The sequence below is a fragment of the Salinisphaera sp. G21_0 genome, assembly GCF_017744115.1.
Lineage (GTDB): Bacteria > Pseudomonadota > Gammaproteobacteria > Pseudomonadales > Endozoicomonadaceae > Endozoicomonas.
Genome location: NZ_JAGHQW010000007.1, coordinates 79,361 through 104,516 on the forward strand (window position 1 = coordinate 79,361; position 25,156 = coordinate 104,516).

Annotated in this window: 30 protein-coding genes and 1 pseudogene; 22 read left to right on the plus strand and 9 right to left on the minus strand. The window is 49.6% G+C overall.

Annotated features, from left to right (window positions below):
- The first annotated feature begins 42 nt into the window (after positions 1-42).
- Positions 43-759 carry a flagellar basal body P-ring formation chaperone FlgA gene (flgA, locus tag J7439_RS05150; protein ID WP_209200765.1) on the plus strand — a complete coding sequence of 239 codons (717 nt, stop codon included), beginning with the start codon at positions 43-45 and terminating at the stop codon, positions 757-759.
- A complete protein-coding gene (locus J7439_RS05155) occupies positions 756-1,169 on the plus strand; it encodes a hypothetical protein (RefSeq protein WP_209200766.1) in 414 nt (137 codons plus the stop codon). Before flgA ends, J7439_RS05155 begins: the two co-directional genes overlap by 4 nt.
- Positions 1,170-1,267: 98 nt before the next feature.
- Here the strand turns inward: J7439_RS05155 and J7439_RS05160 are convergent, their stop codons facing one another.
- From J7439_RS05160 to J7439_RS05190, 7 genes are all read right to left on the minus strand, one after another.
- Positions 1,268-1,618, minus strand: a complete 351-nt coding sequence (locus tag J7439_RS05160) for a hypothetical protein (RefSeq protein ID WP_209200767.1) — start codon at positions 1,616-1,618, stop codon at positions 1,268-1,270.
- Positions 1,593-2,924: a FliI/YscN family ATPase gene (locus tag J7439_RS05165; protein WP_209200838.1), complete on the minus strand. Its 1,332-nt coding sequence runs from the start codon at positions 2,922-2,924 to the stop codon at positions 1,593-1,595. The genes J7439_RS05160 and J7439_RS05165 overlap by 26 nt, the downstream gene beginning before the upstream one ends.
- 94 nt (positions 2,925-3,018) lie before the next feature.
- Positions 3,019-3,855: a FliH/SctL family protein gene (locus J7439_RS05170; RefSeq protein ID WP_209200768.1), complete on the minus strand. Its 837-nt coding sequence runs from the start codon at positions 3,853-3,855 to the stop codon at positions 3,019-3,021.
- 4 nt (positions 3,856-3,859) lie between these two features.
- A complete protein-coding gene (locus J7439_RS05175) occupies positions 3,860-4,897 on the minus strand; it encodes a flagellar motor switch protein FliG (RefSeq protein WP_209200769.1) in 1,038 nt (345 codons plus the stop codon).
- Complete coding sequence (gene fliF, locus J7439_RS05180) at positions 4,890-6,548, minus strand: flagellar basal-body MS-ring/collar protein FliF (protein ID WP_209200770.1); 1,659 nt, start codon at positions 6,546-6,548, stop codon at positions 4,890-4,892. Before fliF ends, J7439_RS05175 begins: the two co-directional genes overlap by 8 nt.
- 313 nt (positions 6,549-6,861) lie before the next feature.
- Entirely contained in the window at positions 6,862-7,134 is a 273-nt protein-coding gene (fliE, locus tag J7439_RS05185) for a flagellar hook-basal body complex protein FliE (protein ID WP_209200771.1), read from the minus strand.
- A 171-nt stretch (positions 7,135-7,305) separates the two neighbouring features.
- On the minus strand, positions 7,306-8,301 hold the full coding sequence (locus J7439_RS05190; RefSeq protein WP_209200772.1) for a MotY family protein: 996 nt from the start codon (positions 8,299-8,301) through the stop codon (positions 7,306-7,308).
- A gap of 193 nt (positions 8,302-8,494) precedes the next feature.
- Here J7439_RS05190 and J7439_RS26915 point away from each other — a divergent pair, with 193 nt between their 5' ends.
- The 12 genes from J7439_RS26915 to J7439_RS05250 all read left to right on the plus strand — a co-directional run bounded on the left by J7439_RS26915 (position 8,495) and on the right by J7439_RS05250 (position 18,252).
- On the plus strand, positions 8,495-9,538 hold the full coding sequence (locus tag J7439_RS26915) for a FliM/FliN family flagellar motor switch protein (RefSeq protein ID WP_209200773.1): 1,044 nt from the start codon (positions 8,495-8,497) through the stop codon (positions 9,536-9,538).
- Entirely contained in the window at positions 9,535-10,203 is a 669-nt protein-coding gene (locus J7439_RS26920; protein ID WP_209200774.1) for a FliM/FliN family flagellar motor switch protein, read from the plus strand. The genes J7439_RS26915 and J7439_RS26920 overlap by 4 nt, the downstream gene beginning before the upstream one ends.
- Positions 10,175-11,011, plus strand: coding sequence for a flagellar type III secretion system pore protein FliP (fliP, locus tag J7439_RS05205; RefSeq protein ID WP_209200775.1), 837 nt, complete (start codon positions 10,175-10,177; stop codon positions 11,009-11,011). The genes J7439_RS26920 and fliP overlap by 29 nt, the downstream gene beginning before the upstream one ends.
- A 111-nt stretch (positions 11,012-11,122) precedes the next feature.
- The gene (locus J7439_RS05210; RefSeq protein ID WP_209200776.1) at positions 11,123-11,389 is read left to right on the plus strand and encodes a flagellar biosynthetic protein FliQ; all 267 of its coding nucleotides are present in this window, start codon (positions 11,123-11,125) and stop codon (positions 11,387-11,389) included.
- A 5-nt stretch (positions 11,390-11,394) separates the two neighbouring features.
- Positions 11,395-12,156, plus strand: a complete 762-nt coding sequence (fliR, locus tag J7439_RS05215; protein ID WP_209200777.1) for a flagellar biosynthetic protein FliR — start codon at positions 11,395-11,397, stop codon at positions 12,154-12,156.
- A 3-nt stretch (positions 12,157-12,159) separates the two neighbouring features.
- Positions 12,160-13,323 carry an EscU/YscU/HrcU family type III secretion system export apparatus switch protein gene (locus J7439_RS05220; RefSeq protein WP_286198216.1) on the plus strand — a complete coding sequence of 388 codons (1,164 nt, stop codon included), beginning with the start codon at positions 12,160-12,162 and terminating at the stop codon, positions 13,321-13,323.
- Entirely contained in the window at positions 13,323-15,470 is a 2,148-nt protein-coding gene (locus J7439_RS05225) for a flagellar biosynthesis protein FlhA (protein WP_209200779.1), read from the plus strand. Before J7439_RS05220 ends, J7439_RS05225 begins: the two co-directional genes overlap by 1 nt.
- A 158-nt stretch (positions 15,471-15,628) precedes the next feature.
- Positions 15,629-16,582 carry a DUF1186 domain-containing protein gene (locus tag J7439_RS26320; protein ID WP_286198210.1) on the plus strand — a complete coding sequence of 318 codons (954 nt, stop codon included), beginning with the start codon at positions 15,629-15,631 and terminating at the stop codon, positions 16,580-16,582.
- Positions 16,583-16,888: 306 nt separating this feature from the next.
- Entirely contained in the window at positions 16,889-17,155 is a 267-nt protein-coding gene (locus tag J7439_RS05235) for a type II toxin-antitoxin system Phd/YefM family antitoxin (protein WP_209200780.1), read from the plus strand.
- The gene (locus J7439_RS05240) at positions 17,152-17,334 is read left to right on the plus strand and encodes a PIN domain-containing protein (protein ID WP_209200841.1); all 183 of its coding nucleotides are present in this window, start codon (positions 17,152-17,154) and stop codon (positions 17,332-17,334) included. The genes J7439_RS05235 and J7439_RS05240 overlap by 4 nt, the downstream gene beginning before the upstream one ends.
- Before the next feature lie 271 nt (positions 17,335-17,605).
- Positions 17,606-17,833 (plus strand): AbrB/MazE/SpoVT family DNA-binding domain-containing protein, encoded by a 228-nt coding sequence (locus J7439_RS05245; protein ID WP_209200781.1) that lies wholly within the window; start codon positions 17,606-17,608, stop codon positions 17,831-17,833.
- Complete coding sequence (locus J7439_RS05250; RefSeq protein WP_209200782.1) at positions 17,833-18,252, plus strand: type II toxin-antitoxin system VapC family toxin; 420 nt, start codon at positions 17,833-17,835, stop codon at positions 18,250-18,252. The genes J7439_RS05245 and J7439_RS05250 overlap by 1 nt, the downstream gene beginning before the upstream one ends.
- On the opposite strand, the gene J7439_RS05255 is transcribed toward J7439_RS05250, so the two are convergent.
- Positions 18,239-18,430 (minus strand): flagellin, encoded by a 192-nt coding sequence (locus J7439_RS05255; protein WP_286196596.1) that lies wholly within the window; start codon positions 18,428-18,430, stop codon positions 18,239-18,241. The two genes, J7439_RS05250 and J7439_RS05255, sit on opposite strands and share 14 nt — an antisense overlap.
- A gap of 111 nt (positions 18,431-18,541) precedes the next feature.
- Here J7439_RS05255 and J7439_RS05260 point away from each other — a divergent pair.
- A pseudogene (locus J7439_RS05260) lies at positions 18,542-18,664 on the plus strand (flagellar basal body protein); the annotation flags it as partial.
- 89 nt (positions 18,665-18,753) lie between these two features.
- On the opposite strand, the gene J7439_RS05265 reads toward J7439_RS05260, so the two are convergent.
- Positions 18,754-19,698, minus strand: a complete 945-nt coding sequence (locus J7439_RS05265) for an ADP-ribosylglycohydrolase family protein (protein WP_209200785.1) — start codon at positions 19,696-19,698, stop codon at positions 18,754-18,756.
- A gap of 331 nt (positions 19,699-20,029) precedes the next feature.
- On the opposite strand from J7439_RS05265, the gene flgB reads away from it, so the two are divergent.
- The 7 genes from flgB to J7439_RS05300 all read left to right on the plus strand — a co-directional run bounded on the left by flgB (position 20,030) and on the right by J7439_RS05300 (position 25,134).
- Positions 20,030-20,416 (plus strand): flagellar basal body rod protein FlgB, encoded by a 387-nt coding sequence (gene flgB, locus J7439_RS05270; protein ID WP_101746835.1) that lies wholly within the window; start codon positions 20,030-20,032, stop codon positions 20,414-20,416.
- Between the two features lies 1 nt (position 20,417).
- Complete coding sequence (gene flgC, locus J7439_RS05275) at positions 20,418-20,834, plus strand: flagellar basal body rod protein FlgC (RefSeq protein ID WP_209200786.1); 417 nt, start codon at positions 20,418-20,420, stop codon at positions 20,832-20,834.
- A gap of 43 nt (positions 20,835-20,877) precedes the next feature.
- A complete protein-coding gene (locus J7439_RS26925) occupies positions 20,878-21,516 on the plus strand; it encodes a flagellar hook assembly protein FlgD (RefSeq protein ID WP_209200787.1) in 639 nt (212 codons plus the stop codon).
- Positions 21,517-21,581: 65 nt separating this feature from the next.
- Complete coding sequence (gene flgE, locus J7439_RS05285) at positions 21,582-22,799, plus strand: flagellar hook protein FlgE (RefSeq protein ID WP_209200788.1); 1,218 nt, start codon at positions 21,582-21,584, stop codon at positions 22,797-22,799.
- Between the two features lie 17 nt (positions 22,800-22,816).
- Positions 22,817-23,554, plus strand: a complete 738-nt coding sequence (locus tag J7439_RS05290; protein ID WP_209200789.1) for a flagellar basal body rod protein FlgF — start codon at positions 22,817-22,819, stop codon at positions 23,552-23,554.
- 38 nt (positions 23,555-23,592) lie between these two features.
- Positions 23,593-24,378 carry a flagellar basal-body rod protein FlgG gene (gene flgG / locus J7439_RS05295; RefSeq protein ID WP_101746810.1) on the plus strand — a complete coding sequence of 262 codons (786 nt, stop codon included), beginning with the start codon at positions 23,593-23,595 and terminating at the stop codon, positions 24,376-24,378.
- 42 nt (positions 24,379-24,420) lie between these two features.
- On the plus strand, positions 24,421-25,134 hold the full coding sequence (locus tag J7439_RS05300; RefSeq protein ID WP_209200790.1) for a flagellar basal body L-ring protein FlgH: 714 nt from the start codon (positions 24,421-24,423) through the stop codon (positions 25,132-25,134).
- The last annotated feature ends 22 nt before the right edge of the window (positions 25,135-25,156 follow it).

Consider the following 25,156-nt stretch of genomic DNA (forward strand, 5'->3'; position numbering starts at 1 on the left):
CTGTGCTTACTCAATATTCCCGATATTGTAAACGCCCATACAGTGTCATGTACGGATACCAGCCCGCAGTCAGATCAATCAGATAAGAGCACTGATCAAAGGGTTCAGGGGGAGGTCATCAGTCAACTCTGTGAGCATTCGCGCTTATTGGCTAAACGTTTTAACGGCCGTAATCCCCAGGTGGTTTTGCTGCATAAAGAACGCTGGCAACAATTGCCAGACTGTCCGGTAACACCGCATATCCGCTTCTCTGCCATGGCTCAGAACGGTAAACTGCCATTATTGATCAGCTGTCCTGATCATCTCGGCACCTTCCCGGATCACCGCTGGAAACAACGGCTGGCGGTCAGAGTGGATTTTGACGTATCGGTATTGCTTGCCGACAGGGATATAAACCGGGGCGGGGTGTTGTCGGGGGCAGGACAGCCGGGGCTGAAAACATCAAAAGTCCGTTTGAGTTCCCTGAAACCGAATGTATTTCAGGATAATCCTTCCGGATACATCGCTACCCGAAAGATTAGCGCCGGCACTGTGATTACCACCGATATGGTAAAAAGGGCCAATGCTATCCGTCGGGGGCAGCATTTAACCATCGTTGTTCAATCAAAAAATATCGAATTAAGTACCACCGGTGTCGCAATGGAAAGTGGACATGTCGGCGATGTTATTCTGGTTCAGAAAGAAAATGGCAGACTGGTCAAATGCCGGGTGATAAATGAAGGTGAGGTACACCCGGTTGAAGGGGAGAGACGGTCATGATGTCCGATGATGAGCGTGTCGAGGCACAAAAAGAGAGTTCGCAACTGCACCGGTTATTGCAGAATCTGGAGAGGTTATTGAGCCTTCAGGCGCAGGAAATAGCCAGAAAAAATATTGAGTCAGTGGTGCAATTATCAGGCGAATGTGCTGAGATTTGCCAGCAGTTGAAACCAATCCTGATGGCATCTCGTCAGGATGAAATAACCAGTGATAATCATATTCAGGCGGTTGCAATAGATCGGTTGATCCAGTCTTGCCAGGCGCTGCAACAGAACAATAGCCAGGCACTGGTAAGACTCGCCAGTTATTGCGATGCGTTTATAGCGTTGCTTCGTGAACCGCCCTTATCCTACGGTAAGAATGGGACTGTCACCTACCTGTCCCGTGGTAACGCTTTGTGCAAACTCTGACACTTCCCGCCCGGCTGGGTGAGGCACTACGGGAAGTTTGGTAAAAAGTAACAACTCAAGCCTGCTTCGGAAGCTGCCTGTCAGCTAAGAGAGCATCATTACTTGCAACGCTGGCGCAATCGTTCAAGTCGCTGCATTTTCACAGTGATCTCTTTCGATTGAGTCCTGATTAAGTCGATCTTTTGTGAACGTGCCTCAATGCAAAGCTGCCAGCTATTCAGCAGTTGCCAGTGAAACATTGCCCGATTGATGACTTGTATGCCCGTAAAGTGTGACCCGGTTTGAATATTTTCGGCCACAGTCTCACTGCCTGCCGTATCCAGCGTTTCGATCAATCGATTATGCTTTTCCAGTACTTCGAGCTGGCGACGGAGATCACTCAGTCGCTGTTGATGTTGCAGCTCTTCAAGACGGAGCAGGCGGTTAATCAGTTTTTTGCTGATGGCCATGACGAAGTCCGGAAATTAACGCTTTTAACTGCTGAACACTGTCTTCCAACGTCTCTCGCTGTTCGATACCTTGCTGCAAATACCCCAGCATACCCGGCTCAGCAGCCATGGCCATATCCATATCAGGGTCATTACCCGGTTGATAGACCCCCAGTAATTTTAATTCACTCCCTTCACGGGCTTTTTCTAATAGTCGTCGGAAGGTTAACGACATCTTGAGGTGTTCATCGGATACGGATTGCGGCATCGTCCGGCTAATGGAGGTCACCACGTCAATGGCTGGATAGTGCCCGGAGATTGCCAATGCATGGCTGAGTACCAGATGGCCGTCCAGAATTGCCCTGGCGGATTCACTGATGGGGTCCGTATCCTGTTCCCCTTCAGTCAGAACGGTGTAAAAGGCCGTTAATGAACCACTGGATTCATAGCCATTACCCGCCCTCTCAACTAACCGGGCAATCATATTAAATGCTGATGGCGGGTATCCTCTGGCTGCGGGTGGTTCACCGGTAGCCAGACCAACTTCCCGGCGAGCCTGGGCATAGCGGGTCAGGGAGTCCATTAATAACAGGGTGTGATGTCCGGTATCCCGATAGTACTCCGCAATACGGTGTGCCACCAGCGCAGCTCGCAGCCGCATGACCGGTGAATGATCGGCAGGGGCGGCAACAACAATTGAGCGCTGAAGACAATGGTTATTGATATTCTGTCGGATAAAATCGCCAACTTCCCGCCCCCTTTCACCAATCATGGCCAGTACCACAATATCAGCGCTGGTATTTCTGGCAATCATACCCAACAGCGTACTTTTGCCTGAACCGCTGCCGGCAAACAGACCAATACGTTGCCCTCTGCCAATGGTCAGTAATCCATTAACAGAACGTACACCGACGTCTAATGGGGTGGCAACCGGGCATCGTTGCAGTGGATTAATAGGATGACTGTGAAGGCGGATATTAGCGCTACCTGCAGGCTTTGGCTTGCTGTCCAGTGGTCGGCCGGCACCGTCAATAACCCGTCCCAGCAAGGCATCACCCACCAGAATGGATGAGTTATCCCCCATCGAGGTTACTCTCGCGCCGGGGGATAACCCGTCATGGTACTCAATCGGCATCAGCAGCAGCGTATTTCTGTCAAAGCCAACAACCTCTGCTTCTACAGTAAGACCACCACTTCCCTGAACGAGACACCGCTGACCGGTCTGCATTCTGCAGCCCGCTACCTCCATGATAAGCCCGGATACCTTGATCAGCTGACCGGACGAGCGCTGAGGCGTCAGCATGGTGACCTGTTCTCCGGCAGACATCAATTGTCGGATTAACCGGTCCCAGAGTTTGGTTCTGGTATGGTCGGTTATGTCAACCGGAGGGGAGGGAAGTGATAACAGGGACACGATCGCATCAACTTTCCACTAATAACTGTTCATGCACAGTATCAATGCAAGCCATAACACGACTTTCCACCGTGGCATCAACATCGCCAAGATCGGTAACCAGACGACAGCCACCTGCTGTTAGACCGTCATCCTCCTGAATAGACCAGCCCTCGGGTAACTGTTTGATAATCGGGTCTATCAGAGGGCGATCCACAGGATTGATCACCAGTTGCCCTCCTTTAATGTCCGGAAGCATGGACATAGAGTCGGTAATCAGTTGATGAATTGACGCTCGCGAGGTCGCCAGTTCATGGTTTACTACCTGCCTGACCACTTTGCTGATCAGTCCGATCAGCGGTTGGCCTAAATGCAGCAGGGTTGATTGATGCAGGTTGTACAACTCATTCCAGAGGCTATTCATCAGAGTCAGCCATTGTTCCGCGCTGGCTTTCTGCTCCATCTGTGATTCATGCATTCCAGCCTGGTGTCCAGCCTCAAAACCATTCTGATAGCCTTCCTGATAGCCGTCCTGTAAGCCACGTTGCTGACCTTCAGCATACCCGATGTCTTCTGCTTTACGACGATGGTCAATGTTCCGTTGCCGGGCCCTTCGAACAATCTCCCGCAGCATTTGAAAGTTAATACCGGTCGGTGGTTGCGCAGGCGTCTGTTGCCCGGTGCATTGGTCCTGTTGATAACCTGACGGTGGGAACTGATAGCGTTGGACGCAATGCTGTTCAGGTTCTGAGAGTTCCTTTCCTGTCCACCCGGAGTCCGATGGAGTGGGCTCATCATCACGGGTTTTATTCCAGCCAGCACTCTGTATTTCAGTGCTTTGTCTGCATGCTGTGGTCTTTATCATCGGGTTACTCCAGCATTACTTCATTGCCACGGAGCATTTCAATCTCTCCGCTTTTCAACAGATCATCCATCACCTGTACCACTCTACGCCTCGCCTCTATGACTTTACTCTGTGGAACGGCACCCAATACCGCTACTTCTTCCCGCAGGTAGTTAGCCGCTCTTTTACTCATGGACTGATAAATATGATGACGAACCTCCTCCGCTTCCCCTTTAAGCGCCATGGCTAAATCCGCTGGATCAACCCTGGCAATCAGCCTGGCAATGTTCTCCATTGAAAGATCAGTGACCTGGGCAAATACCAGCATTTGTTCTTCTATTCGCAACGCCATGGCGCTGTCAGATTGCTTCAGGTTGAAAAGCACCTGTTCCCTTGACTCAGTGTCAAAAAGATTCAGAATGTTAGCGACCTGCTGCTCACCGTTAACGGACAGTAAGCGATCAATCGCCTGTTCATTAAGAAAGGATTGCAGAAAGGTGACAATGGCCTGCACAGACGCCTGGGACAAGCTGCTAATATGGGCAATCCTTTCCAGAATACCCTGCACTCGTTCCGGGGGAAGCAGGTTAATGACATCCGAGGCCTGATCCGACTGCAGGCAGGCCAGCACGGCTGCCTGAAACTGCTCCGGCTCATCTTTGATCATGGCAGCCAGAAGCTCCGGCTTCATTAACTGCAGCCCGGTCAGCGGCTCCCGGTGGCTGTCAGGAGGATTTACCAGACAGATAGCCTGTTCTTTACCCAATGCCTTTTGCAGGACCTGCCGCATCTGGATCTGATAATCACCTAACAATAGGCTGACATTGGCATAAGACTGCTCAAACTGATTCAACATCGTAATCAGCTGGTCACGATTCTTTACCCGCATTTTTTCAGAATACTGGCTGATAACTCTTATTTCACCTGGAGTGAAATGTTTTATCACGTTAGCAGCAGCCTGTTCACCCAGTAATAACAGAAAGACGGCGGCCTCTTCCCCAGAGCCATAACTACCGGTCAGGTTCTGTGAGCGCTCAGGCTGCTCTGTTTTTGACTCAGCCATTAACGTGATTCCTCTTGATCCACTCTTTTAATACGGCAGCGACTTTTTCCGGCTCATCCTGAGCCAGCTCCCGGTATCGGGCAACCTGCTCCTCCAGAGTGACCGGAGGCCGGTCAGCGGGTATTTCGTTATTGGCCACTGATGACCCGGGCTGATCCGCCATACCGGAGACGGTGGCCCTGACACTGTCTGTCGACCCGGGCGATGACAACCGGTGAGCACGTAAGAGCCTTCGACAGCCCAAGACTATAAACAGCAGGAGTGCGACCAATAATATCAATTGCAGAACTTTGTTACCGAGGTCAAGCCAGCGATGGAAGCTCTTCTGGTCGGTAGTGGGCAGAGGCGGCGGGACGTTGGCAAAAGGGAGAATGGCGAGGCTCATGGTATCTCCCCTGGATGCATCAAATCCTGAAGCTTGCTTGATCAGTGTCGTTAGCCTTGCTTCACTGTCAGGAACCGTTGTTTCGGGTTTTAACCTGCCATCGTCAATGACCACGGCAATGGTTAATCGCTTCAGTTGGCCGGGATATCGGGTTTCGTTGCTGATCTGGCGGCTGACCTCATAATTACGAATCACCTTCTGTTTACCGACTTCTTCCTGTCCGGATCCCGGTGCTTGTGTCCCGAGAGCAGGAACCGCAGGTGCTTGCCCGATGGTGGCTGGTTTGTCCAGCAAAAATGGCCTGCCAGACTCGATCGATTCACTGCGTAACACCATGGTGTTTGGGTCAAACTGCTCAGAGTTTTGTTCTATTTTGTCGTATGTCAGATCAGCGGCGACATCGACCCGGTAGTAACCCGGGCCGACCACAGCATCAAGGATTTTCGATAACTGCAGCTCCAGATGGCTTTCAATACGGGTTCTGGCCTTAAGATAGGCATGACCTGTGCCATCACTGCCAGTGATCAGCGCAGTAGCAATCGCCTGGCTGAGCAGATTGCCATATTGATCAACGACCGTGACATCCTGTTCATTAAGTGTGGCAATACTGCCGCTCACCAGGCGCATAATACCTTCAACCTGATCCGGTTGAAGCCGCATGCCACTGTAGAGTCCCAGATACACCGACGCCTTGGCCGCCGGGCTGCTCCTGAAAAAGACGCTCTGCTCAGGGACTGATAAGTGCACGCGGGCATAGCGAACCGCATTGATACCACTGATCGTTTCGGATAACGACATTTCCAGCGAACCCAGAAACTGCATTTGCTCGACAAAACGACTACTGCCCATAGCTGATGCCTCTGGCATCCATGGTTTTGCGCCAGGAGCGATAATTCCTCCGGCGGCCATAGCCATGCGCGCCTCTGACAGCTGGTTAGCGTGAACCAGTAGCTGCCCATCGTCCGGGTTGATTCGGTAGCCAATTCCCTGTTTATCCAGAATGTCGATGATTGCTGCCATATTGTAGTTTTCGCCATAACCATACAACGAGCGGAAGTCACGGTCATGCCACCAGAGGGCCGTATTAATCAGCACGGCAATCAGCAAGGCACTGACCACCAGCAGTATCAGCAGTCTCTGGTTAGTGCCGGAGCCTTCAGGCGTTCCTTTCAATATTGCCGCAAACCAGCCATGCAACTGGTGCCAGTATTTTTTAGATGTCGCACTGATAACCTCTGACGATTGCAGGGAGGTGCTTTTATCCACCGTTTTGCCCACCTTTTGTCCATCAGTGATTCAATTCAGACCCGGGCCTGGTTTTTTACGACAACCTAAGTAGCTAACCATATGAAATCGTATATTTCTGACTCCTTGTGCTGGCACTTTGCTTCGTTACAACTCCGGTCACATAGCCACGGCTATGCTCCCTCCGTTGTGCCTCGCATAGTACCAGCCCAAGTAGCCAGAAATATTCGATTCCATATGGCCAGCTACTTATCCGGTTCAGGGGAGGAGGTGAAATCAAACGGAATCGAACAGTTCTGATGACTTGATTTACTATTAACAGACGACGATTTAACTAAACCTGCTGGTTAAACGTTTCATGATACCCTTCAACAATGTGGTTTCTGACCTGTATCAGCATACTCATGGTCTGACTCGCTTTCTGAATCGACATCACCGTTTCAATCAAATTATCCTGCCCCGCTTCCAGTTCAGCCATGTGCTGTTCTGCCTGAAGCTGGGTATTGTTGGTATGATTCAACAGGGTGGTAAAAACATGGGAAAAAGGCTCAGGTTGATGAGCGTTACCACTGATGGGGGTTGGCAAGAACTCCGATGGTGACTGCACCTGGAATGTACTGTCTGGAGGCAATATCATTGCTGGAATGGGCATTGGTAATTTACTCGCATACTTAAGCAGTCGCTTATTACTTCAATACACTCAAGGTTTACATAGTGTTTGAATCCTTTTAAAGATAGATTGTTTACCGGTAGTTGCCATGATTTATGAGACAGTGAGTTAATGTGGGTCTTCAGACTCTTCCATTGGGCTCTTGTTGGCATCCTGCAACAATGTAACCTCAACTCGTCTGTTTTTATATCGTCCGGCAGCGGTCGAATTACTGGCCACGGGGTAACGTTCGCCATGATAACGGGCAGTGACGTTGACAGGTCGGCCAATTTTGGCTTCCTTCAGGTATTGTTCCAACTGGTTGCGCACAGCATCAGCCCGCTTTTTTGACAGTTCCAGATTTTGTAACCGGTCAATGGTTTCATAGCTGTCACTGAAGGGCGTATTATCAGTATTACCATCAATGGTAATTTCGCTGATGTTTTTATCCACCGCTACATAGCGCACAGTATCTAATAACCACTGTCGTTGATGGTTATTTAACAAAAACTGTCCCAGGGCATAATGAAGGTTGTATTGATGCAGCTGTCGGAAGTTTCTTGGCAGTAAGCGGGCAATACACTCTGACATTTTTTTCATCGCTGGCAACATACCCACCGTGGGAATTCTGACTTCAATGGTGTTACTGGCAGGACTGCTGTTTTGTGACATTTTTTTAACAATATAAACTGACAAATAACTGCGGCTATCAAGCCGGTCAAGCAATTGGCTGACCGGCATTTTCAGTGCCACCTGAAGACCTTTCGCCTGAAAATTATCGGACAAAAAATAATCAGTGATCAGCAGTTGTTGGCCGTGTCGGCCCGGTCGATAAATTTCTGATGCGCTTTCGAATGAATCTTTTGAATAGTGCCCCCATGGTTGGGGCATGATCCATACCTGTACTGATTCCGGCCGTGCCGGGTAGAGCGAGGTTTCTAATTCAATAGACTGTTGGTGTCCTGCTTCAGCGATAATAGAAACGCCACCAAATAATGGTACTTTCTGATATAAACGACATTCAAAGTGTTTTTTTTCATGCAGTTGCCAGTCAATATCATCCATAACCACATCATAGAGGCTGGCAGAGACTGGCGAATGGCACAGGATTGATAATAATGCCATGAAGATAAAAGAGTTAGTAAGTCTAACTGACAGTAAAAAACTCATCTGTTTCATACCACATTCATAGCACATTCTTAGCACAGGGTTCTGTCCGGCAGGATGGAAAAAAAAACAGTATGAACTACTTTTTCAGGAGGCTATTGATGGGAAGTATCGAATGCCTTCTACAGAGTTTAGTTCCCCGGGTCGTGTTGTGGATCACAATTTGGTACATAGCAGGACTGATGGCAGCAGTGATTCAGGGCATATACAGCGTGGTTATCTGCATCAGATGTCCCCATCGGTATTGCGTATGACAAAGAAGCTGGAGACGCTTTCACTGTCATTTTCTGATAAGTTACTGAAGGCTTTGAAGAAGATTATTGAAAGCCCGATGATTGGTGCCCGTTGTCATTTAAATGATGATATTTATACGACGATTAGCCAATTACAGCAGCTGCCAAGACAAACTCTTTATCGTTTTCAACTCCCGTTTGACGATCAGCATTTTTCTTCGGAAATCTGCCGTGAACCCAGCTTTGGATTTTTACTGTTAGATCAGCGACTACCTGACTTTCTCACGGTCCTCTGTTTCGGTGGCAGCCTGGCTTCCCTGGTTGCCGGGGCTGAGGATTCAGCACCAGATGACTCTTCGTCAGACAGCTCTCCCCCTGCTGTTACAAGAAAGCTCACAAGGATTGGTAAACAACTGATGGATCAGGTTGCCAGTGCTCTGGCAGAGGTTTGGAGGACAGCGGTTTGTTCGCCCTATTGCCCAGTATCAGACACTGGCTTCTCTTCTTTGGCCCAATGGATGGGGGGATCACTGATAACCCCTGCTTCATTCGCAGATGACTGTCTGCTGAATCAGTTTGATCTTGAGTTTCATGACCCGGCATACGCTGACTCACCATGGTTAGTCCCTGTTTGCTTCTATACCCCGGTCAATGCTTTTACCAGTGCCATGGTAGAGCAGGTAATGGTTGACGAAACAGGTTCAAAGCAGCCATGCCGGGATCGCATCCTGAGGTTTCTTGGCAAAATCGAGGTCGATGTTACCGTTGATCTTGAGCCACTGTCTTTGCCGATGAGCAAATTATGTGATCTGAACGTTGGTGACGTTCTATCGATACCCCATCCCGGAAAATCACATATGAGAGTGGAGAATGCTCTCCTGTTTCGAGGAACGACAGGGCAACATGGAGGGCTTCTTACTGTGGTAATCAATGAGTGTTTAAGAGGAGAGGACAGTCAGTGAACGACTCACGACCATCAGTTGATGATGAGCTTTCAGTTGATGATGAGCTTACAGTTGATGATGAGCTTTCAGCTGATGATGAGCCTTCAGCTGATGAAGAGCCTTCAGCTGATGAAGAGCCTTCAGCTGATGAAGAGCCTTCAGCTGATGAAGAGCATGCAACGTTAATTAATCCGGAAGCATCGGATATTGCGAAGGAATACGTTCAGCATGACTCTTCTGATCAACCAGTGTTGAAGGGCTCTGATGTACAGCCCGTAAATGGGATGACGGACGATAAATCAGCAGGCGTTCCTGAAGAGCCTGATAATAATGAAGCAGACCATAATACGTCAGGGTCAGTAGAACATGATAGTTTGGAACCAGCGATAACGGACGATGCAGAGCCTGATTCGTATAAGGAACCTGATGAAGAGCCCCTGGCCGGGCTTACTTCGTCAAACCTGGGTCTTGTCGGAGCTTTAGAAGTTACTATGACCCTGAATGTCGGTAGCAAACGTATGGCCATTACCGATGTTCTTAACCTGCACACAGGTTCTGTCGTCTGTCTGAACCGTCGGGAACATGACCCACTGGATGTCATGATAAATGGGGTATTGTTTGCCCGTGGCGAAGTGGTTCGGACAGGGGATTATTATGGCCTGCGCATTCTGGAAATCCTCTGATATTGATGTCTTGTCAGGTGTCTCGCGTATTGCCGTCTATGTCCGTGGTTTGCGGATACCCGTTACGGCCTTGCTGCTGATTTTACCCACAGTTTCTGAGGCATCCCCTCAGTTGCCGTTGTTATCCGTCACCTCCGGTGATAATCAGCAGGATTACACGGTTAACCTGCAGATTTTTATAATATTGACGGTACTGGCTTTTCTCCCCGGCCTGCTGATGGTAACCACCAGCTTTACCCGGGTATTGATCGTACTGGCGATACTTCGCCAGGCACTTGGGTTGCAGCAAACACCACCTACCCGGGTGCTGATTGCCTCGGCACTGATCCTGACAGTATTCATTATGAAACCGGTATTTAACGAGATCCGGGAACAGGCGGTCGAACCTTACCTGGAAGAGCGAATGCCATTCAGAGAAGCGATAGAAGTCGCAGGACGGCCACTGCACCAGTTTATGCTGAAGCAAACCCGAAAGGTGGATATGGAACAATTTTTGGTGTTATCCGGTGAAATTTCTCCTGTCGACGACGGTGGCGATAAACCGGATGTGGTGCCCGAGAATATTCCGTTTTCCTTACTGATGCCGGCTTTTTTAAGCAGTGAAATTAAAACCAGCCTGCAGATGGGGCTGATGATCCTGCTGCCATTTCTGGTTATTGACCTGCTGGTTGCCAGTATTCTTATGGCACTGGGCATGATTATGCTCTCGCCGATGTTGATCTCTCTCCCCTTTAAACTGTTGCTGTTCGTTCTGGTGGATGGCTGGGGTCTTATTATGGCAGGCACCATCAGGAGCTTTTCTACCTGAGAGGCTGTTTGGGAAAAGGTTGCCGCTCGCTTCCCACAATAGCACGGACGGTTCCGGCATTTCGGGTAGCGGGGAGTGTCAGAACGTTATTTACGACGTGGGGTACAGTAAATGTCACCTGACGATGCGGTCTACATGTTTGCCAATGCGTTGCGGAGTGTTTCCTGGATGGCCCTGGTGCTGATTGCTCCCGGTCTTGTGGTGGGCCTGCTGATCAGCATTATCCAGGCGGCAACTCAGGTAACTGAACAAACCCTGAGCTTTCTGCCCCGGTTGCTTATCACATTGTTAACGCTGTCACTGTCAATGCATTGGCTGGTTCAGGAGTTAAGTGCCATCTTTACTGAGTTTTTTGTTGCCATCGTGAATAGTCAGTGAGCGGTATGGCACTTTCTGAACTGTCACATCAGATTGTGCTTTACTTACTGGTGTTTTGTCGTATTTCCGGATTTGTCATGACCTGTCCGCTGACCCGGGAGTGGTTACCTCTCTCAGCACGCTTACTGCTGGCTTTAGCACTGTCTGTGGCCGTCATGTTGCAACTGTCATCTGCAATGACTACCGACCTGTCACTGAGCCTTGTCCTTGCAGCCTGTTCTGAGTTTATTACCGGACTGTTATTTGGCGCGGTATTACTGATCTATTTCAGCGTGTTTACCCTCGCAGGGCATTTAACCGGCCTGCAGATGGCGTTGGGATTTGCAGAACTGAGCGACCCTGCCAATGGTATCAGTGTTACCGTGATTGCCCGTATCTATCAGGTTATGGCTCAGCTTCTTTTTGTTCTGATCAATGGCCACCTGCTGTTCTTTATGGTGGTTATTAACAGCTTTCATGCATTACCCATCGGGCATTTTCTGATGATTAGCGACAGAGTACCAGCCCTGATCACCATGACTGGCTGGATGTTCGGGGCCGGGCTGCTTATAGCCCTGCCCGCTATTGTCTGTCTGCTGATTGTCAATCTCACCTTTGGTTTCATCACGCGATCAGCACCACAGATGAATCTGTTAACCCTTGGCTTCCCCATGATTGTTCTGGCCGGAATCGTATTGTTGAGCCTTAATATACTTCAGGTGCCTTATGTGGTCGAACAGCACAGCCACTATGCATTGAAGATTCTTGGGTTGCTCCTGTCCGGCTAAGTGATGAATTCCGAACAGCAAGAGCAGGGCAGTGAGCCCACGGAGCAACCCAGCGAGCGGCAGAAAAAGAAAGCCCTGCAAGAGGGACAGGTCTCCCGGTCAAGAGATCTGATGATTGCCATGCAGTCTCTGGCCATTTTTTTACTGCTTGGCAATTCCCGTTATTTTGATCAGATTGACACCGTTATAACCATGCTGGCACAGGTTGACGCACCATTGAATGATGCCTCCCAGGCATCGATTATGGACAGTCTGCAGACGGCATTTTCCGTATTTCCGGCGGTCATGATCACCATGTCTCTGGTGATTGTATTCAGTGTCACCGCTGGTGCCCTGATTTCCGGCCCCTTTATCTTCAGTCTGACCATCGTGGCAGCAAAAGCCCGGCGGATAAATCCGGTGGCAGGGTTGAAGCGGATCTGTTCTGTTCAGGGGCTGGCTGAGGTGGTGCGGGCATCATTAAAAACCCTGTTATTGGCCGTGGCGCTTTTTTTGATTATCCGCTACCGACTGCCAGAAATCATGGCACTGCGCACCTACCCTGTGCCGATGGCAGCAACCCGGGCATTAACGCTGTTATTGTCCACCGGACTGGGATTATCCTGTGTACTTATGGTCATTGCCGCTGGTGATGTTGTGTGGCAAAAACACCGCCTTCGGAAACAACAGCTTCTTACACGACAACAAGTCAAAGACAATCTGAAGAACGAAGATGGCTCGCCACAAACCCGGCAGAGGATTCGACAGGCACGGCAAAAACTGGCGGCAGTGACGCGCAGGAAAATGCTGGATGCTATCCCCGGTGCAGATCTTGTGCTGACCAATCCGGGCCATTTTGCGGTGGTATTGAAATATCATCCGGACAGTTATCGGGCTCCGGTACTGGTGGCCCGGGGGGTTGACCATATGGCAGAACTGATTATCAGCATCGGGCGCTCGGCGGGCAAGCCGGTACTGATTCAGCCCATGCTGACCAGGGCCCTGTATTATCATACTGACATTGATCAGGAAATTGCCCCGGATTTGTATCAGGCGGTGGCAAAAATCATGGTCTACCTTTATCAACTTGATCGTTATCGCACTCACCAAAGTACCTTCTGTCCCAGCTCACCGAATATACAGATACCTGAAAAATACCAGCATTCATCAGGCACAGGAAATCCGTAATGAGCAGTACCGGCTTGCTCCTGCCGACCCCTTCAAAGGCTTCCTTATTGGCGACACCGCTGCTATTGCTGGTGGTTCTGGCCATGCTAATGTTGCCTATTCCGCCATTTCTACTGGACTTCCTGTTCAGTTTTAATATTACCCTGTCGTTGATTCTGCTGATTCTTACCATTTACATTAACCGCCCCCTGGATTTTTCCCTGTTCCCGACACTGTTGCTGGTCGCCACTTTGCTGCGGCTGGCCCTGAATATTGCCTCAACAAGGGTGGTGCTGATCAATGGTCATAACGGACCCTATGCGGCAGGTAAGGTGATTGAGGCATTTGGCAGCGTGGTGATTGCCGGTAATTATTTTGTTGGTTTACTGGTTTTCCTGATTCTGGTGATCGTCAACTTTGTGGTTATTACCAAAGGTGGCAGTCGTATATCGGAAGTGACTGCCCGTTTTGTGCTCGATTCGATGCCAGGCAAACAAATGGCCATTGATGCTGATCTGAACTCCGGCGTGATTGACCACAATGAGGCCAGGGTGAAACGGGAAGATATTACCCGTGAAGCGGATTTTTACGGCGCTATGGATGGTGCCAGCAAATTTGTCCGTGGTGATGCCATTGCCGGGTTGATGATTTTGCTCATCAATATTCTGGGCGGTGTGAGCATTGGCGTCTGGCAATATGACATGAGCGGTACCGAAGCCGTTCAGCTTTACGGGCTGATGACTATTGGTGACGGGCTGGTGGCCCAGATCCCTTCTCTGCTGTTATCCACCGCGGCCGCCATTATGGTGACCCGTATATCCGGGGCTGTGGACATGAACCAGCAGGTTCGACAGGAAATTATCGGACAACCCAGGGCGTTGATGGTCGCTGCTGCGGTACTGGTTGTGATTGGTCTGGTACCGGGCATGCCCCATGTGGCTTTTGTGATCCCGGGCCTACTGATGATGTCGTTTATCTATCGACGTATATCCATGGAAAGAACGACTGAACGAAAGCATGCACTGGCTGGCAAAGGCGATGAAAGCAGCGTAGCAACCAGGGAGCGACTCACATGGCAGGATATATCGGTTGTTGACCCCATTGGCCTGAATATTGGCTATCGTGTGATATCACTGCTGAGTAAGAACCCTGCGAATCATGGAATCAGCCATGTAACCAGTCACGTAACGAATGGTGAGCTGGCGAGTCAGATCAGGCACCTGAGAAGGGAATTGTCGGAAAAATACGGCTTTCTGATACCAATGATTCATATACGCGATAACCTGAATCTGGACCCGGACAGTTATTCTATTCAGCTGCATAACGTTACCGTTGACCATTTTAAACTGCATCTGGATCAATTACTGGCCATTGCCCTGGAGAATGCCCGGCCTCTGTCTTTTGCACCTCCGGTCAAAGACCCCTGTTATGGGTTGACGTCTTACTGGATTCCAGAGACTGAACGGGAGGCATCATTGCAGGCCGGCTATACCGTGGTTGATTGTGCTACCGTGATTACCACCCATGTCGGCAGGATGATCGAAAATCATATCGACGATCTCTTCGGGTTCGAAGAGACTCAGGGTTGGCTGACCCATCTCCGACAAATCTCACCGAAGCTATGCGACGAACTGGTTCCGGATAAACTGCCTCCGGGCACATTGATGCAAGTTCTCAAGCGACTGCTGGCTGATAATATTTCGATTGCTGACAGCCCACGCATTGCCGCCACATTACTTGCTTCTTCAGGGCCACAGCAGGATATTCTGGTGCTACTGAGTCTGGTTCGTATCACCTTGCGACGGCAGATTATCGACCCACTGATCAATCATCAGTCACTGCCGGAGCAGCTTTTGGTATTTACCCTGTCGCATGAACTGGAAAAAATGTTGTTGATGGCCAGAGAGCAGGCCAGACGAGATCCGCAGTTTTCAGAAGAGTCTTTCGTTATCGAGCCCGGCCTGTCGATGCAATTGCAGAATAATATTCCAGAGTTGGTCAGTCAGGCCCATAAACAACAGGTGGAACCCGTACTGCTGGTCTCACCCCAGCTCTGGCCTCTGCTTTCCCGGTATAGCCGCATCGCGCAATACAGGTCATTAACCATATTGTCGTTTCAGGAGATCCCTGATGACCTTCAGGTGGAAATTATCGGACAGCTGGGATGATGTTGGGAGCATTAAAAAACCTGGAGAGTCCATCAGAAATAAGGCTTATGGGAAGAAGCCGTCAGGAATATCCGGGTGAAGCTTTCAAAGGCTGTATATTGATGTCGTGAAGGTCTATCCTAGCGGTCAATTTCTTTAATACGTTGGATTAACTGGTTATGCCCCTTTCTACCGAGGATCTCTCCAGACTGAAACAAAGCCTCTCCCGGGTTTCCAGTGAGTTGCCTCTTCCAGCCTTGAGAGAAGCCACAGAACATCGGCAGGAGATCACTCCCATGCTCCTGCAGGCGCTGGAAGCGGTGAAAATACGTGGCCAGCGCAGCAGCTCATCGGCAAAAAGCCGTCTGGCACTTCATGCCCTTTATCTGTTAACGCAGTTTCGTGAGCCAGCGGCGTGGCCCATTGTCGTTGATCTGTTCAGCTCCATGAGTTCTGAACAGAATGTGGCGATTGGGGATGACTTTGACGAAGTGGTTTGTGATCGTCTGAGCCAGATTTTTGCCACCGTATGTCCCGGCGATATTCGCCCCCTGCAGTCCATTATTGAAAACAGCAGCATTGATGAATACGTCCGGGATGCCGCACTGGGAGCCCTGGTGGTTCGTTATCAACAGGGAGACCTGGAGCTTCAGGTGTTGACGACCTATCTGCATCAGCTGTATGAGTACGGTCTTGAGCAGGAAAAGAATCAGGTATGGAATGCCTGGGTCCAGGCCTGTTATAACACTCAGCCCGAGTCTTTTATGGCGGCCCTAAAAGACCTCTACGAAAAAGAGTGGGCGGATACCTATTACATCACCCTGGACGAACTGAAATTACGCTGCGGTGTTGCGCCGGAAGTGATTAATACGTCGGTGATGAAGCAGGAAGGTGAATTCTACTGCTATCTGGAGGACGCTGTGGCGGCATTAAGGCAGTTGAGCTGCTATTCCGGAGAGGGTAACGAGCTGTTAACCAACCTGGAGAATATGGTGATCAATCAGACGGCTCCAAAGCAGGGTGAACAGTCTCAGCGAGTATCGACGTTTACTTCATCACCTGCCGGTGTTGGCAGAAATGATCCCTGCCCCTGTGGTAGCGGCAAAAAATTCAAGAAGTGTTGTTTGCACTGATAACCAGTACACGCTTTCAATGCAATTGATGGGTTTCCTCTATCAATGGCACCCAAACTCCGTTCATCCTGAGCGGAGTCGAAGGATGGGAGCACCGCACCTCGACTCCGCTCAGTGCGAACGGTATGGATATCAACACTTGCCTGCACAACAGAAGTCGTTTTTTATAAAATTTACTTACATTATTTTTTGAAATTTTTTTATTATCTTTGTTCTGCCGAGGAGCCTGGGAACAAGGCCGCTGCTGAACTTGCCTGATTCGGAATGGTTAGCCAAGTTTAGCTAAACGGCTCGGAGAACAACAACATGCCTGAATCCTTTCCTAAGGAACATAACCCTGATCGCATTATCAATATGCATGAGGCCAAGAGCCGACTGTCGCAGCTGGGTGAGTTGGCCTGGCGCGGTGAACGTGTGGTGATTTCCCGTTCCGGCAAACCTTATCTGGAGCTGATTCCCTATCGCGAGCAGAAAGCTCGTCAACCCGGTCGATTCAAGGGAGAAATCGAGATAGCGGATGATTTTGACCAACCGGATGACGATATTATCGACCTGTTTGAAGGTGATGAATGAGCATCAGGCATCTGTTACTGGATACCCATGTTTTCCTCTGGTGGCTGGATGATAACGTGCGGCTTGGCCAACAGGCCCGTCAGCTGATTGCCCAGGCAATAATCGAGGGGTTGGAGCTGTTGTCGGCTGATTCGGTATTTCCCGGTTATCAGGTCAGGCTGCTTAATGCCGGAGAGTGATTACGGCATTAAGCTGATGGGCAAGAATTATTCAAATACCCTGCAATTACACGGTTTCAATGTAATTGATGGTTTCCCTCTATCAATGGTACCCAAATTTCGTTTGTCCTGAGCGCAGCCGATGGATGCTCAGGGTGAACGGAGATTGTTCACATCAAGCTCATTGAAATGGTGTGCCAGTGCTGATGTCTGAAAGTGAAAATTTACTTAGCGATATATTATTAACTATTAATTTAATACTTATTAAGTTATTTCAGAGCGATCAAATACCATGATGAAACTGACCACGCAGGGGCAGGTCACTATACCCGCCAATATCCGCAAAAGCCTTGGTCTTAAGCCCGGTGACCGGGTCAGCTTTCTGGAGAATGACCGTGGTGAAATCGTGGTTCAGAAAGTTGACGTTGAGTATTCCGACCCGGTAGAAAAAGCCGCCGACGATTTCAGTCTGACCATGGGCGCTGACGAGCTGATGAAACTGCTGAGGGATGATCACTGATGCCCAATCTGCTTATAGACACCTGTGTCATATTGGATATTCTGGATCGGGAAAGTCGCTGGCATAACTGGTCTAAAGATCAGTTCCGCCGCCTTTCGAAGACTCATAGCCCAGTGATAAACCCCATTGTTTTTTCTGAACTCTGTGCAGGAATGGAATCTCCCGCTGTCGTTCTGCAGCTATTGAGCAGCCTGAGTATCAGCGAACAATCACTGAACCATGAGACCTTGTTTCTGGCCGCCAAAGCTTTTGTGCAATACAAGAAACGGGGTGGTACAAAAGGTGTATTGCCGGACTTCTACATTGGTGCCCAGGCCGCAGTATGCAGCTGGCCCCTTATCAGTCGCGACAAAGGGCGCTTTACCCGCTATTTTCCAACCGTCCATGTCATCATGCCCGAAGCCATTAAATATAATTAAACAACGACAGCTGACTCACCTTGCCATAACTTTTCTGGCTGGCCTGCAAAGCCGTCTGCGCCAGAGGCAGCTGGGTGATTGCCCGGGCAAAGTCCAGGTCTTCCAGTGAGCCTTTCAGCGCCGTGGTCATGGCAACCGTTTCTTCGTTGGCCGTTTGTGTCATTTCCAGAGTATTCATCCGTGCGCCAACCGATGTTGTGGTGGAACCCACTGCTGCCAGCGTATCATCAATTATTTACTTATCAGGTTTTTCTGTGTCACTAAACCGCATCTTTGATATTTCCGGGTAATGACTGCCCAGACCCTGAAGCTGAATACCGTCGCCAGTAACCTCGCCAATGCAGACACCCCGGCAGCTTCGGCAGAAGAGGCTTATAAAGCCAGAAGACCGCAGTTTGCAGTGGTTCTGAGCCAGGTCAATGATGAGCCAGCTTATAGGAGGCTGCCCGAGTTGAGTTTAGTTGTTTGGGGTAAATAATGGGATAACTCTGAGTGTTTGTCTTATAAGGCTTCCCATTCAGGGGGCAACACAGAACCGGGTAATGAGGTTCGTGCAATCCAGGAGGTTGGCATGGCTTTATCAGAACCGAAGAAACATGCAGACAAAATTGCACCTAATGGAATAGCCCTGCCACAACTGTCACCTCCGCAGTAAATATTTTCTCTCACTGTTTTTTCATAGTTCTCGGCCTGTAGCAGAAGATGGGTAATCACTATAAATGAGGCGTCAAGACTGCAGTGCATTCCCACTTCCTGTGCAACCTCTTTCGGTCTGCGGTTGAGCATTGATTCAGCGATTTTGATTGCCTTGGTAATGTCTTCGCTTACTTCTTTTGCCTGTTCCACACACTGCTCAGGTGAAAGGCCCTCATGAGCACTTTTTATCATGATGGTAACAGCTTTGGCGAAGGTAACGGCACTGTCGTTATTATTGGTGACACGCACTGCTGATTCTACCTTTTCCATCAAGTCCTGGTCCTGGCCATGGACAGCAATCAGAGGTGGTAGCTTTGATAATGCCGGATTCTGGGTATCGTCAGCACCGCAGGCAGCAAGAGGTTCATCATTGCTCTTTCTTTGATGGAGATTGAGCAGGGTTTGCCTGGTTGGATGATCCGTATAACCTTGCCACTGACCACCAAAGTCAAACCATTTCTGGAAAGATTCTATGTAGCTCTGTTCCGAGTATTGACCATTGGCGATGATGGCATCCTGCATCGACAGCAACTGAGCGCCGTAATGGGAAAACTCACCGGCCTGTTTTCCTTCATGGGCAAAGTAACCCTTGTCCTGGTATTCTGCCCGGACAGGCGTATGAAACTCGGGACTTTCACCTCCGTACTTTGCAATCAGGGCCTGATCGTACAACCAGTGAAACCCCATGGCAGCGGCGTCAGCGACCAATGCGCCAATAACTGATTCATAGGCTCTGTGTCGTTCAATCATTGTAATACCTTTCTGTCACGTTATATGCCTGTCTGAATTTTTAGCATACTCCCTGTATCATCGCCCGGTTTCCTATTGTGTAAGCATCACCAGTTATTTATATAAAAGGGCTGCCCGAAAGAAAAAATACTGGTTTCCCCGACTGAATTTACTGCACATGTAAATGGCAAAGAGGTCGCCTTGTCACGACAGTAAAAGCGGAATTGATAAAGTATCGCAGCGCTTTACAGATAACCTGATATGTTTGGTGCTTCGGTATCATTATTTCATTTTGCACTGGTGCAGTACTCAAGGAAACAATTTACAGGACAATTTACAGGGCAGGCTTGATATGGCCATCAGTTTTGACAAAGTGTTGGGTATTCATCCACAGGCGTTGGCATTCAGAGGACTAAGGGCTGAGGTACTGGCCGGTAATCTGGCCAATGTCGATACGCCGGGGTTCAAGGCTCGGGATATCGAATTTTCTGCTGTGTTGAATCATCAATTGAATCAGCCAGAAGGTGCGGAAGCCGCTCAACGGGCCTTAAAACTGACGGCGGATACCCAGTCGTTGATGTATAGAATTCCTCACCAGCAAAGCAGTGATGGCAATACCGTTGAGCTTGGGGTTGAGCAGTCATCGTTTGCCCGTAACTCCCTGGATTTTCAAACCAGCCTGACATTTGTCAGAAAAAAACTGAGTGGGCTTGAGCTGGCGATCAGGGGAGGTATGTAATATGTCATTGAATAATCTCTATGCAATTTCCGGTTCAGCGCTTAATGCCCAAACGGTAAGGCTGAATAGTATTGCCAGTAATCTGGCCAATATGTCCAGTGCCGGCAGCTCTCCAGAAGCCGCATACCGCCCATTGCGACCTGTTTTTTCTACGGTGTATGACCAGCTTCAGGGTGGTGGGGAGTCTGCTCAGGTTACCATAGACGACGTGTTCAGAATGCCCCCCAGTGATAAGAATCGCCGTTATGAGCCGGGCAGTCCTTTGGCGGATGAGTCTGGCTATGTCTATTACCCGGACATTAATGTCATTCAGGAAATGGCAGATATGTTATCAGCTACACGCAGTTATCAGAGCAGTATGGAAGTGATGGTCAGTGCCAGAAAGTTACAGCAAAAGCTGCTGTCACTGGCTGAGTAATGAATGATTCAGATAACCCATGGATAAGCGCTAAAGGTGATATGTGACAGGGATCAGTCCGGTAAATAATGCTTCCAGTTCGTCAGTTCAACCGTCTTCAAGCTCCCTTCAGGTGGACCAGAATCAGTTCATCGAGCTCTTTGTAGCCCAGCTGAATAATCAGGATCCCTTAGCGCCCCTGGACACCAACCAGATGCTGACACAGCTTTCCCAGATATCGTCGGTAGAGAGCCTCAACTCCATTGATGATCGTATTGATGGGCTTATCAGCTCACTCCAGCAGTCACAAATGTTAGGGGCCTCGCAGCTGGTGGGTAGAGATATAAAAGTTAATACCAATCGAGTTGAGCTTGACGAATCAGGTAGTGTAACGGGTGAAGCGCAAATACCGGTAGCGGCCAATGATGTATTGATCCGGGCCTATGATATCAATGGTGTGCAGGTTGCCTCACAGTCTCTGGGAGCCCATGGCAGTGGGAAAGTTAATTTTACTCTTGATGATATCAGCCCGGGACAATACACCATAACGGCCACGGCGGTCAGTGGTGGCGAGGCTTATGCAGCAGCAGTTACCCTGGGTGGGCGCGTATCCGGTGTTGAAACCACGGGCGCAGGAACCAGTTTGAAACTGGCTAACCTTGGTACCTATCCACTGTCATCGGTTCAGGCCATCTCAGAATAAATAGCTCTGCGCAATAATGGAGATGTTGAAACCATTTCAGGAAACAACGATCAGGGAGGATAAACATGTCTTTTAAAATAGGGCTCAGTGGACTCAATGCTGCCCAGCAGGATCTTCAGGTTGTCAGCAATAATATTGCCAATACCAATACTGTTGGATTTAAAAGCTCCAGGGCAGAGTTCGCTGATGTTTATGCTTCTTCGGTAGCCGGTGGTAACAGTCAGGTTGCGGGTGTTCAGGTGGCAGACATCAGTCAACAGTTTGCCCAGGGAAGTATTACTTATACCGAGAATGCCCTGGATATGGCTATTAACGGTCAGGGCTTTTTCATGGTGAGCGACAATGGGGAGCTTTCCTATTCGAGAGCGGGTTATTTCTCACTGGATGCCAATAACTATCTGGTCAATAACCAGGGAATGAACCTGCAAGGTTATTCTGCTGATGCTTCAGGCAATATTCTGGCAGGAACCCAGACGGATTTAAGAATTGCCCAAAGTACCATGCCAGCCCAGGCAACCAGTCAGGTGAGTAGCTCAGCAAACCTTGATGCCCGGGCATCAGTGCTTACCGGAACGATTGATACCAGTGATCCCGGTACGTTTAACTCAACCATGGCGTTTGATGTGAATGACAGTCTTGGTGCTTCACATACCGTCAGTCTTTATTTTGCCAAAACGGCAGATAACACCTGGCAGGTAGACCTCTACTTTGACAATGCTGCCACGGCTGATCTCAGTCAGAGTATCTCCTTTAACAGCGATGGCAGTCTGGCAACACCTGCTGGTGGCTCGATAACGCTGGGTATTGCCGCTGGAGACTCTCGTCTTGCCGGGGCTGGTACCATGAGCATGGATATTGATATTTCAAGATTTTCCCAGCTGGGTGCGGACTTTTCTGTAAACCAGGTCGCACAGAATGGTTTTCCTCCCGGTTCATTGACCGGCATTCAGATTACCCAGGAAGGTATCTTACAGGCGTTGTACTCCAATGGTCAGACCCAGACGCAGGGGCAGGTTGTACTGGCTGACTTTCCTAACGACAGTGGTCTTATTCCCATGGGTGACAGCTTATGGCAGTCCAGCTTCGCATCCGGTAATCCATTAGTTGGAACTCCGGGCTCAGGCATTATGGGCTCTCTGGAATCCGGTGCATTGGAACAGTCCAATGTGGATATATCTTCACAGCTGGTCAGACTGATTGAAGCCCAGAGTAATTATCAGGCCAATGCCAAAACCATTGAAACCAGCAATAACCTGACGCAGACCTTGATGAATATCATCTGACGGACACTTGATTACCTATGGATAAGGTGCTTTATATCAGCTCGGCCGGGGCAAACCTGGCCATGCGGGCCCAGCAGGTTCATGCCAATAATCTCGCCAATAGCAGTACACCCGGTTTCCGGCGTGACTTCGTCAGCAGTCTGGCTGTTGAGCTTCAGGGCGATGGCCTTGGTAGCCGGGTAATGCCTGTTGCCCGTGGTCTTGGCAGCAGTTTTGATGCAGGCATTATGCAAACCACCGGCAGGAATCTGGATGTCGCCATTAACGGGGATGGCTGGCTAAGTGTCGAAACCGCAGCAGGTACTGAGGCCTATACCCGTTCAGGGCAGCTTCAGGTTACTCCGGATGGACAGCTGGTCATTGCCGGAGGGTTGCCGGTGGTGGGTGAAGCGGGTGCCATACAGCTGCCGGAGTTTCAATCTATCGACATTGGTATAGACGGCACAATAACGATAATTCCGCCCGGAGAAGCCAATGAACCGGTTCAGGTAGGTCGGCTGAAGCTGGTTAACCCGGAGCCGGACGAATTGCAAAAGTCTGCCGATGGGTTGTTTGTTGCCACTGCGGGGGATGAACTGGATGCCGACCCCGAGGTTCGCCTCAGAACAGGTTATCTGGAATCGAGTAATGTTAATGCGCTCAATGAAATGGTGTCGTTTCTGTCATTGAGCCGCCAGTTTGAAGCGCAGATGAAAATCATGAAGGCTGCTGGTGATATGGCCTCCTCAGGCGATCGTTTGGTTAGAGATCAATAGTCGTCTGATACATAAAGGACTGGATAGGGAGATCCGAAATGAATCCATCGTTATGGGTCAGTAAAACCGGGCTGGCAGCCCAGGAAAAGCAGATGTCGATCATTTCCAATAACCTGGCCAATGTGAATACTGTCGGGTTTAAAAGGGACAGAGCGACTTTTGAGGATCTTTTTTATCATATTCAGCGCCAGCCGGGAGCGCTGAATGATCAGGATAATGAGTTACCTTCCGGTCTGCAGGTTGGCACTGGCGTCAAAATGACCGGAACTCAGAAAGTATTTACCCCGGGCAATTATGAGACAACCAGCCAGGCGCTGGATCTGGCCATTGTGGGCAATGGCTTCTTTCAATTTGTGCAGCCGGATGGAACTCCTGTTTACTCAAGGAATGGCCAGTTTCAGATCGATGCCGATGGTCAGATCGTTAATGGTAATGGCTTGCCCCTGGAGCCGGGTATCACCATTCCTGCCGATGCTACTGGCATCACCATCAGTGATGACGGCATTGTGATGGTGAAACAACAGGGCGTGATAGATCCCCTGGAAGTAGGCCAGATAACGTTGGTTAACTTTGTTAACCCGGCAGGGCTGCTGGCACAGGGTGGCAACCTTTATCAGCAGACTACCGCCAGCGGTGACCCCATAGAGGCACTGCCTGGCCAGGAAGGCCTGGGTTTGTTAAAGCAATTTACCCTGGAAACGTCCAATGTCAGTACCGTAGAAGAGCTGGTGAATATGATTTCAGTGCAACGGGCATATGAGATGAACTCAAAAGTCATCGCTGCGGCCGATGAAATGATGCAGTTTGTTAATCAGACACTCTGATCTGGCTTGCAAGGCGCTGTAAATAGAGGAAGGAGTCTTTATATGAAAGGGTGGCTGCTGTTACTGTCTCTGATTCTGGCTGGCTGCCAGCTTCAGCCTGTAAAACCACCCATCAGTCCGGAAAATACGGCGGGAAGCAGGCACACTCCAAAGGAAAACACGACGGCTACCAGGGAAGCGGTACCTCAACCTGAAATTCCTCCAACTGGCAGCCTGTTCAATGCCCGTTACAGCAGCCTTATGGTTTCTGACCGAAGAGCCTATCGTCTTGGTGATATTCTGACTATTGAGCTGGAAGGAACCACCAATATCAGTATGGGGGGCGGAAGCAGCACCAATAAAAGTACGACGATTTCCATTCCTGACCCAACATTGCTTGGACGAAGCAGTGCCTCCATTCTTGGCAGTGGCTGGTCATTGGCTTCGGATATTCAACCAACAAGAGAGTATGGTGGTACCACGAGCTCCAGTAGAAATAACCGCCTGGAAGGCAGTGTGGCCGTTAAAGTGGTTGAAGTGCTGCACAATGGCACCTTGCGTATCGAAGGAAATAAGTGGCTGACGATTAATTCAGGCCGGGAGCAGATACGAATCAGTGGACTGGTCCGTCCGGAAGATATCAGCACGGACAACAAAGTCTCTTCTGAACGTATAGCGGAGGCCAGAGTGGACTACATTGCTTTAGGCGATAATGCCAATGCCCATGAGCCAGGATGGTTCACAAAAATGTTGAACAGTCCTTTCTTTCCGTTTTAAGGGCTGCCATTTCAGGGAGGCG

What these genes read in the sequence shown, in the direction of transcription:
- J7439_RS05165 (WP_209200838.1), bottom strand. Translation starts at nt 2,924, where the DNA reads ATGTCTGCCGGAGAACAGGTCACCATGCTGACGCCTCAGCGCTCGTCC.
- flgB (WP_101746835.1), top strand. Translation starts at nt 20,030, where the DNA reads ATGGCCATCAGTTTTGACAAAGTGTTGGGTATTCATCCACAGGCGTTG.
- fliP (WP_209200775.1), top strand. Translation starts at nt 10,175, where the DNA reads ATGGCCTGCGCATTCTGGAAATCCTCTGATATTGATGTCTTGTCAGGT.
- J7439_RS05225 (WP_209200779.1), top strand. Translation starts at nt 13,323, where the DNA reads ATGAGCAGTACCGGCTTGCTCCTGCCGACCCCTTCAAAGGCTTCCTTA.
- fliR (WP_209200777.1), top strand. Translation starts at nt 11,395, where the DNA reads ATGGCACTTTCTGAACTGTCACATCAGATTGTGCTTTACTTACTGGTG.
- flgG (WP_101746810.1), top strand. Translation starts at nt 23,593, where the DNA reads ATGAATCCATCGTTATGGGTCAGTAAAACCGGGCTGGCAGCCCAGGAA.
- J7439_RS05220 (WP_286198216.1), top strand. Translation starts at nt 12,160, where the DNA reads ATGAATTCCGAACAGCAAGAGCAGGGCAGTGAGCCCACGGAGCAACCC.
- J7439_RS05265 (WP_209200785.1), bottom strand. Translation starts at nt 19,698, where the DNA reads ATGATTGAACGACACAGAGCCTATGAATCAGTTATTGGCGCATTGGTC.
- J7439_RS05155 (WP_209200766.1), top strand. Translation starts at nt 756, where the DNA reads ATGATGTCCGATGATGAGCGTGTCGAGGCACAAAAAGAGAGTTCGCAA.
- J7439_RS05175 (WP_209200769.1), bottom strand. Translation starts at nt 4,897, where the DNA reads ATGGCTGAGTCAAAAACAGAGCAGCCTGAGCGCTCACAGAACCTGACC.
- J7439_RS05290 (WP_209200789.1), top strand. Translation starts at nt 22,817, where the DNA reads ATGGATAAGGTGCTTTATATCAGCTCGGCCGGGGCAAACCTGGCCATG.
- J7439_RS26320 (WP_286198210.1), top strand. Translation starts at nt 15,629, where the DNA reads ATGCCCCTTTCTACCGAGGATCTCTCCAGACTGAAACAAAGCCTCTCC.
- J7439_RS05245 (WP_209200781.1), top strand. Translation starts at nt 17,606, where the DNA reads ATGATGAAACTGACCACGCAGGGGCAGGTCACTATACCCGCCAATATC.
- J7439_RS05210 (WP_209200776.1), top strand. Translation starts at nt 11,123, where the DNA reads ATGTCACCTGACGATGCGGTCTACATGTTTGCCAATGCGTTGCGGAGT.
- flgE (WP_209200788.1), top strand. Translation starts at nt 21,582, where the DNA reads ATGTCTTTTAAAATAGGGCTCAGTGGACTCAATGCTGCCCAGCAGGAT.
- J7439_RS05160 (WP_209200767.1), bottom strand. Translation starts at nt 1,618, where the DNA reads ATGGCCATCAGCAAAAAACTGATTAACCGCCTGCTCCGTCTTGAAGAG.
- J7439_RS05190 (WP_209200772.1), bottom strand. Translation starts at nt 8,301, where the DNA reads ATGGCATTATTATCAATCCTGTGCCATTCGCCAGTCTCTGCCAGCCTC.
- J7439_RS05250 (WP_209200782.1), top strand. Translation starts at nt 17,833, where the DNA reads ATGCCCAATCTGCTTATAGACACCTGTGTCATATTGGATATTCTGGAT.
- J7439_RS05255 (WP_286196596.1), bottom strand. Translation starts at nt 18,430, where the DNA reads ATGAATACTCTGGAAATGACACAAACGGCCAACGAAGAAACGGTTGCC.
- J7439_RS05300 (WP_209200790.1), top strand. Translation starts at nt 24,421, where the DNA reads ATGAAAGGGTGGCTGCTGTTACTGTCTCTGATTCTGGCTGGCTGCCAG.
- J7439_RS05170 (WP_209200768.1), bottom strand. Translation starts at nt 3,855, where the DNA reads ATGATAAAGACCACAGCATGCAGACAAAGCACTGAAATACAGAGTGCT.
- J7439_RS05235 (WP_209200780.1), top strand. Translation starts at nt 16,889, where the DNA reads ATGCCTGAATCCTTTCCTAAGGAACATAACCCTGATCGCATTATCAAT.
- J7439_RS05240 (WP_209200841.1), top strand. Translation starts at nt 17,152, where the DNA reads ATGAGCATCAGGCATCTGTTACTGGATACCCATGTTTTCCTCTGGTGG.
- flgC (WP_209200786.1), top strand. Translation starts at nt 20,418, where the DNA reads ATGTCATTGAATAATCTCTATGCAATTTCCGGTTCAGCGCTTAATGCC.